The sequence below is a fragment of the Leucobacter sp. genome (genome assembly GCF_053528595.1).
Genome location: NZ_JAIVPF010000071.1, coordinates 1 through 7,633, shown reverse-complemented (window position 1 = coordinate 7,633; position 7,633 = coordinate 1). Strand labels below are relative to the sequence as shown.

Here is a 7,633-nt window from a genome sequence, read left to right as displayed (position 1 = left end):
GTCTGCCGATCGATACCAGCCTTCGCCTCGGCAACAGCCTGCTGCCCCCGACGCAGAGCCCCCTCTTCAGCGGAAATAGTCTGAGCCATCACAACTCCCCCTTCACAAAAACCAACCCGAAACCGGGACCACCAACACCGACGCTACGCCAAACCAAACCCAGACACCAACAACAGATACCCGACAACGGACGAACGACCGCATCCCGACCGCCGGCGCTCCCGTCGACGGGACTGCTCGGCAGCGTTCGATCTCGCAGCGGCGGAGGGCAAGTACGGTCCCGCCGGCGCGCCGCGGCTCTGGCACTCCCCGTACGCTCAGCCGCGCTCGAGCGCGTCGGCGGCTACAGCTCCCCCGTCACGACGGCGACCGTGAACCCGCGCTCGCCCATCCGCACGCTCGCGCCGTCGTCGAGCCGGATCCGTGCACCGCGCTCGAGCTTCGTCGACTCTCCGGTATCGTCGACGAGCACGGATCCGTTGGTCGACCCGAGGTCGGCGACCCAGACGCTGCCGCCGCGATACTCGAGCCGCAGATGGGTCTTGGAGACCGAACCATCGGGGTCGTACACGGCCACGAGCTGCTCGCCCTCCCCGCTCGGCACCGGCTGACGCCCGAGCAGCGCCGTCGCGGGGATCCGCAGCCGTTCGCGCTGCCCCGTGTCGAAGCTCAGCAGCAGGAACTCGCCGACCTCGCGGGGCCGCGGCGCGGGAGCGATGGGGGCGTCCACCGCGACCACGCCCGGCGGCAGCACCGCACCCGGTTCGTCCGCACCCGGCCCGCCCGCACCGACGCTCTTGGCGCCGTGAGGCGCGGCCATCGCCGCCTGCGGGTTCGTGTTCTCGCCGGGAAGCGGCCGCTGCGTCTGCGGCGCGGCGCGGCGGACGAACCGCGGCTCGCGGGCATCCGGGACCGGCCCCGCGGCCGACGCCGCCGGAACGAGCGTCGCCGCCGAGGACGGAGCACCCTGGGCCCACGCCTCGGCATTGCGATCCCAGGTCTCCCGCTCCGCCACCGTGGGCACGCGCACGACGAGCGTGCGGCCCGCTCGATCCGCCCAGCTCCGTCCCATCCGGCTCGGATCCGCAGCGCTCGTCGCGACCACGATCCACCCCCCGATCAGCGCGAACGCGCTCCCGGCCCCCTGTACCAGACCGCGCACCAGGCCGCGGCCGATGCCGGGGGAGAACGGCGCGTCGTCCCGCGCCGTCCGCAGCCGCAGGAGCAGGTTGCCGAGCGTGACTCCGGTGCGCGCCTCGAGGATCAGCAGGATCGCCGCGGCCTCGAGCAGCACGACGACGCCGATCACCGCACTGCCCGCGAGCACCCCGGCCGCCGCCGCGGCGAGCGCGCACGCGAGCGCGTCGATCGTGTAGGCGGCGAGACGCGCGCCCGTGCTCGCGGGCCGGGCCCAGGCGCGGGACCGTGCGAGCGCCGCCGTGAGCCGTGCGCCGGGGGCTCCGGCCGGGCCGCCCTGGCGGCCTCGCAGGGCGGGGTCGGCCTGCCGCCGGGCGCGCGGCTGGTGCTGACGGGCCGCGGGACCCCGATGCGGCGGGTCGGCAGGGCCTCGGTACGACGGCTCCGCGGGACGTCCGCGGCGCGGCGCCCCGGGCGGCGGCGGCGAATGGGTCATCCGGAAAGCACCCCTCGGAGTAGGTTCAGCGTACCCGCGGCGAGCAGTCCGGTCGGGAGCACGAACGCGACCGCGATGCTGTCCACGATATCCCCCGTGCGCGACCAGCCGAGCGAGCGCTCGCCGCGCGCGAGAGGCACGATCATGCTGGCGGCGATCCCGGCGGCCAGCAGGAGCACCGACGCCGCCACGGTGCTGGCGAGCGACGGAGCGCGCGGTGCGAGCATCGCCGCCAGTCCGAGCAGGCCCGCGAGCACGGCCACGCGCGGAGGGCGGCGGAGCACGGGAGAGACCGTGCGCCGGGAGGTGAGCAGCAGGCCGAGCACGGCGAAGACCAGATACCCCGCGGCCGCGATCGCCGTGAGCGGATCCCCGCTGCCGAGCGGCAGCGCGGCCGCCGGCAGGCCCGCCGCCGCGATCACCGAGAGCAGCAGGATCGAGGACTCGAGCCTGGCCTCGGATGCGGCGACGATGCCCCGCACGCGATCCTCGTCCACCCGCTCGATGAACTCGGGAACCCGGCCCCGGACCGTCCAACGCAGCACCATGAACCGGCCGTAGTCGAGGTGGTAGCCGGGATCGACCCCCACCAGCAGGCTCGGGGCCGCGCGGATCCCGACCACCGCCGCGGCGGAGGCCGCGATCAGCAGCTGAGGCGGCGTCCACTGGAGCGCGGGGCTCAGCAGTGCCAGTGCCGCGAAGAGCGCCGAGACGACGACGATCGGGGTCGCCGCTGCGCGCGCGCCGTCGTCCCGCGCGACGACCATGAGCACCGCGGCGGTCACGGTCACGGCTGCGGCGGAGACCGCGATCGCGAGACCGGGGGTCGCCGCGACGCTCGGCAGGATCCCGAGGCAGGCCGCGAGCCCCGCCAGCGCGAACGAGACCACGGCTGCGGCGCGGCCGGAGGTCGTGCGGCTCCCGGCGAGCAGCGCGGCCGCTGCGGCGAGCGCCAGCGCCGCGACGGCGATCCAGCGCCACCCGCCCGCACCGAGCGCCAGGAGCGCGGTCACGAGTCCGAGGCCGCCGAGCGCCCAGGGCAGCGGGCTCACCGGGACGGCGACCTCGACGTCGCCGGCGCGCTTCCCGTCCGCGGGTCCTCCCGTGACGGCGTAGAGGCCGCCCTCCCGCAGCTCGGTCATGAGCGTGCCCGTGTCGACCGCGGCGCCGTCCGGTCCGAGCACGCGTTCGTCCGCACCGAGATGCACGCCGACCGCGGCGAGTACGCCGGCGAGGGCCTCGCCCTTCGGCACTGCCAGGTCGTGACGCCGACCGGCCGCATCGAGCGCGATTCGGCGCAGCTGCGGCGACGGATGACTCACGCTGACAGTGTAGCGTCGCCCGTTTCCGGCTCCGAAAATGGCTTTCGACCGTGCCCGCTGGGAATCGGCACTAGGATTCTTGCTGGAGCAGGCCGAGAACCCGTCACCCGCACCAGGAGGTATGCGTGAGCCGAGAAGCAGCCGACCAGAGCGCGGTCGTGCGGCTCTCGGTCGTGCACGCCGAGCGCCGCATCGACCTCGCGGTCCCGGGCCGCCTTCCGCTGCTCGAAGTGCTGCCCGGCGTGGCCCGCGGGCTGGGGGTGCTCGACGCGACGCTGCTGCACGGCGGCTACCGGCTGACCCGCGCCGACGGCACCGAGCTCGATCCCACGCGCGGAGCGATCGCCCAGGGCATCGATCACGGCGAGATCCTGACGCTCACCCGCGGCCAGCTCGTCGCGGTGCCCCGCCGCTACGACGACGTCGTCGAGGCCGTCATCGATGCCACCGCCGCGCACCACGCGGCCTGGCGGCCGGAGGACGCCGCCCGCACCGCCACCGCGGTCAGCCTCACCCTCGTCGCGCTCAGCGCGATCCTGCTCGCGCTGCAGCCCGCCGACTCGTTCGTGCCCGCGATCGTCGCGGGCACCGGCCTGCTCGTGCTGCTCGCACTCACCGCCACGCTCGGCCGCATCCAGCAGCAGCAGGCGGGGATCGCGTTCGGCCTCGCCGCGGCCGGCTTCGCGGGGCTCACCGGGGCCCTGCTCGTGCACGATCAGGGCCTCTGGGGTTTCACGCTGGCCGGCGCCGGCGCCGGGCTGGCCGTCGGAGGCGGCGCCGCGATGCTGCTCGCCGCTCGACCCGTCGAACTGCTCGCGCTGCCCATCGCGCTCGGCGTCGCGATCGCGCTCCCCGCGAGCGTGGTCGGCATCACCGGGATCGCGCCCGAGGGACCGTACTCGGTGATGGTGGCCTGCGCGGGCCTGCTGGCCGGCGCCCTGCCCTGGCTCACCCTCGGCAGCACCCGCATACGCGTCATCTCCCCGTCGACGGAAGCAGAGATGTTCGACCCCCCGCAGCCGGTCGATCCCGAACTCGTGGCGGCCCGCGTCGACTCCGGGCACCGGCTCCTGGTCGCCCTTCGCGTCGCGTTCGCGATCGCGGTGCTCGCCGCGACCCCGGTCGTCGCGGCATCGAGCTGGATCGGCACCGTGCTCACCCTCGCCTGCGGCACGGTGCTCATGTTCCAGTCCAGGCAGTCGGCCCGCCGGGCGTCGGTGCTGGTGCTGCTCGCAGGCGGCACCGCGATCCTCGGCGTCAGCGGTCTCACCGCGATCCTCGCCCACCGGGAGCAGGCTCCCGTGCTGCTCGCCGTGCTGCTCGTCGCCACGGGCGTCGTCACGGGCCTCACGCTGCTCAGCGCACGGGCGCGCATGCGGCTGAGCACGCTCGGCGATACCGTCGAGATCGTCCTGCTCGCCGCGCTGCTGCCGCTCGGCGCGATGGCTGCTGGGATCGCGTAGCCGTGGCCACCAAGAAGGACCTGCTCGAGGCGCAGAACTTCAGCAGGGCGCGCCTGCTCTCGGCGTTCGTCGGCGGCGCTCCGGGCGGGAAGGAGCTCGAGCCCGCGAAACCGCTCCGAGCCGTGTTCGCCGGCATCGCGCTCACCGGGATGGTGGTGCTCGCGGGGATCTTCGTCGGCCTGATGCAGCCCGCACTGCCCGGAGGATGGGAGAGCAATCGCCTCATCGTCGCCCGCGACACCGGTGCGCGCTACGTGAGCGTCGAGGGCTCGCTGCACCCCGTCATCAACACGGTCAGCGCGCGCATGCTGATCCCGGCCGACGAGTTCGAGGTCATCAGCGTCGACCAGAGCGCGCTCGACGGCATCCCGATCGGCGGCACGATCGGGATCCTCGGCGCCCCCGACACCCTGCCGCGAGCCGACAACCTCGACGGGACGGGGTGGCTCGCCTGCGCCACCGGCACCGCGACCGACGTGCGTCTCGGCGGTGCGGGGCGTCCCGCCGCACCGGCGGGCACCGGCATCGTCGTCGAGCGGGACGGCGAGACCTTCGTGGTCGCGGACGGCCGGAGCTACGAGGTGCACGAGCGCCATCGCACCGCAGTCCTCCGCGCCGTCGGGCTCGACACCGTCGCTCCCGTGCAGGTGCGCGGCGAGTGGCTCGCGCTCTTCGCCCGCGGCACCGATCTCGCCCCGATCGCCGCCGGCGGCCGCGGCACCGTCTCCGAGCTGGACCTGCCCACGGGTTCCGTCATCCGGCCGCTCGGAGGCGGCGACGCCGAGCGCTACCTGCTCACCGCCGATGGCGCACTGGCGCCGCTGAGCGGTCTCGCCCACCGCCTGTATCTGCTGGGCGGCGGTTCGGGCGCCCTCGGCGAGGAGATCGAGCTCAGCCCCGCGGAGATCGCCGGACTGCCCACCACGGATCCCGTGGGAGCGTCCGACTGGCCGCAGGAGCCGCTCTCCCCGCTGGCAGGGGTCGACGTCCCCTGCGCCGCGCTCGCCGGCGAGCGCGGCGGTCAGCGGACGGTGCTCGCCGCGACCGGCGGCGACCGGCCCGCGACCTCCCAGTCGACCGGAGCCGTGCGCATATCGGTCGCGGAGAACGGAGGCGCGCTCGTTCGGGGCGGCACCGCCGGCACCCTGACGCTCGTCGACGGCAGCGGGACCGCGTACGCGGTTCCCGGCACCGTGCGCGCGGGGACCGCCCGTCTCGGCTACAGCGGATCGGACGTCGCGGTCGTCCCCGCTCCGTGGCTGCAGCTGCTGCCCGCGGGGCCGGCGCTCACCCCGGAGGCCGCCGGAGCGACCCCGGAGGGCGTGTGAGCCCGCGGCGGGTCGCATCGCTCGCCCTCGCCGCGCCGCTCCTGGCAGCGGCGCTGAGCCTCGCGCCGCTGCCGACGACGCCCGCCTTCGCCGCGGACGAGTGCACGCCCGGCGTGATGGCCAGGATCGCCGGCCCGCCGAGCGCCTTCGCCGCGATGGGGGTTCCCGAAGACGGTCTGCGCGCCACCGGCGAGGGCGTCACCGTCGCCATCATCGACTCGGGAGTCGACGCGACGCGACCGCAGCTCGCCGATGCCTTCGCACCCGGCAGCACGTCGCTGATCGACGACGGCGAACGCTCCGACGGACTCGGGGACCCGCAGGGGCACGGCACGGCGCTCGCCGGCATCATCGCCGCCCGATCCGCCGCCGGCTCCGGCGTGGTGGGGATCGCTCCCGACGCGCGGATCGTCTCCCTGCGCGTCTTCCGCGGCGACGATGAGGAGAGCGTGGACCGGGGCTTCGGCCCGGATGCCGAGCGCATCGCCTCCGCGATCCGCATCGCGACGGATCTGGGGGCGCGGGTCATCACGGTCGCCCTGAGCGACGACGTCGACACCCCGGCGCTGCGCGAAGCCACGGCCGACGCGGCTGCCCGAGGCGCGCTCGTCGTCGCGAGCGCGGGCAACCGCAGCACCGCCGAGAACACCGAGGACAGCCCGCGCTACCCGGCCGCGTACCCCGAGGCGCTCGCGGTCACCGCCGTCGACACCGCGGGCGTCGCGACCGATGCGTCGATCCACGGGCCGCACGTCGACGTCGCGGCGCCCGGGCAGGACGTGCTCACCGCTTCGACGGGCGGCGGCGATTGCGTCTACGCTGCCGACGCCCCGTCCTCGAGCTTCGCCACCGCCTATGCCGCCGGAGCCGCCGCGCTCCTCGCCGAGGCCTATCCCGACGAGGGCCCCGAGGGCTGGGCCTACCGGCTCGAGGCCACCGGCGACCGGCCCGACCCCGATGCCCGCAACGATCTCACGGGGTGGGGCACGATCCGGCCGGCCGCGGCCCTCGATCTGCGCCCCGACTCCACCACGCGCGGCCCGACGAGCCCGTTCGCCGACACGAGCGACGCCGCGCGGTCCACGCCGAGCACGCGGGTGACGGCGGCTCCCCCCGAGGCAGGGGACTCCGCGATGGTCGCGGCGATCGCGGTGGTCGCCGCGGGCCTCGTGGCGCTGTGCGGTCTCGGCGCGGTGCTGCGGTCGCGGCGGAAGCGCGGCTGAGACCCCGCTGCGACAGCACGGAGTGGGCACGGGGCCGGCCCCGCGCCGAGATCTCGATTCCGGTCGCTCTCCAGGAGGAGAAACGACATGAATCGGGATCTCGGCGGAGGGTCTGCGCCCAGGAATCCGAAGAGCCCGCGATTCGGCGCGACGCGCCCTACCCGAAGGCGAGGACCGCGACGCCCCAGAGGCCGAGCACCGAGCACACCAGCGCGATCGCGAAGCCGGCGAGTACCACGGCGCCGAAGCGCCGGTCGGCGCGCCCGACCGAGCGCAGTCCGTCGCGAGGAGCCGCCGGAGGGGGAGGCACCGAATCGGGGACCCGTCCCAGCCGCTCCTCGAGAGGCGCGTCGGCCGCGACGGCGCGGAGACCCGTCCTCGTCGCGGTCACCACCGGCAGCCCGGGCGAGACGCCGCGCCGCGGCAGGGCGTGTTCCGGGGCCCCGGTGGGCGCGGTCGGCACCCGATACCGCGTGTCGAGCGGCGACTTGAACATGCGCGCCGCAAGAGCGGGCGGCAACCCGGCGCGCTCCGGCTCCGGTACCGGCGGCGCCGGGTTGCCGGTGGCACCTCGGGACTGCTCGGGCAAGCGAGCGGGCCCGGGCGTCGGATCGCCCGGCACGGCCACGACGGTCTCGTCGAAGGCATCACCCGCGCGCGCGAC

At 75.3% G+C, this 7,633-nt stretch carries 5 protein-coding genes and 1 pseudogene; 3 read left to right on the top strand and 3 right to left on the bottom strand.

Annotated features, from left to right (window positions below; all coding sequences use genetic code 11):
* Window positions 1-343: 343 nt before the first annotated feature.
* Window positions 344-1,633, bottom strand: coding sequence for an FHA domain-containing protein (locus tag ACWKZU_RS14615; protein ID WP_449283065.1), 1,290 nt, complete (start codon window positions 1,631-1,633; stop codon window positions 344-346).
* Window positions 1,630-2,955, bottom strand: a complete 1,326-nt coding sequence (locus ACWKZU_RS14610) for a hypothetical protein (protein ID WP_449283064.1) — start codon at window positions 2,953-2,955, stop codon at window positions 1,630-1,632. The genes ACWKZU_RS14615 and ACWKZU_RS14610 overlap by 4 nt, the downstream gene beginning before the upstream one ends.
* Before the next feature lie 125 nt (window positions 2,956-3,080).
* Between ACWKZU_RS14610 and ACWKZU_RS14605 the strand changes: the two genes are divergently transcribed.
* Genes ACWKZU_RS14605 through ACWKZU_RS14595 form a run of 3 tightly spaced genes read left to right on the top strand, consistent with a single transcriptional unit; the run spans window position 3,081 to window position 6,969 of the window.
* Window positions 3,081-4,418, top strand: coding sequence for an EsaB/YukD family protein (locus ACWKZU_RS14605; protein WP_449283063.1), 1,338 nt, complete (start codon window positions 3,081-3,083; stop codon window positions 4,416-4,418).
* A gap of 2 nt (window positions 4,419-4,420) precedes the next feature.
* Window positions 4,421-5,746, top strand: coding sequence for a type VII secretion protein EccB (gene eccB / locus ACWKZU_RS14600; RefSeq protein ID WP_449283062.1), 1,326 nt, complete (start codon window positions 4,421-4,423; stop codon window positions 5,744-5,746).
* The gene (locus ACWKZU_RS14595; RefSeq protein ID WP_449283061.1) at window positions 5,743-6,969 is read left to right on the top strand and encodes a S8 family serine peptidase; all 1,227 of its coding nucleotides are present in this window, start codon (window positions 5,743-5,745) and stop codon (window positions 6,967-6,969) included. Before eccB ends, ACWKZU_RS14595 begins: the two co-directional genes overlap by 4 nt.
* Before the next feature lie 157 nt (window positions 6,970-7,126).
* On the opposite strand, the pseudogene ACWKZU_RS14590 reads toward ACWKZU_RS14595, so the two are convergent.
* Window positions 7,127-7,633: pseudogene (locus ACWKZU_RS14590) on the bottom strand (hypothetical protein); the annotation flags it as partial.

Coding starts and splice junctions, on each gene's coding strand:
- ACWKZU_RS14615 (WP_449283065.1), bottom strand. CDS start 1,633: ATGACCCATTCGCCGCCGCCGCCCGGGGCGCCGCGCCGCGGACGTCCC.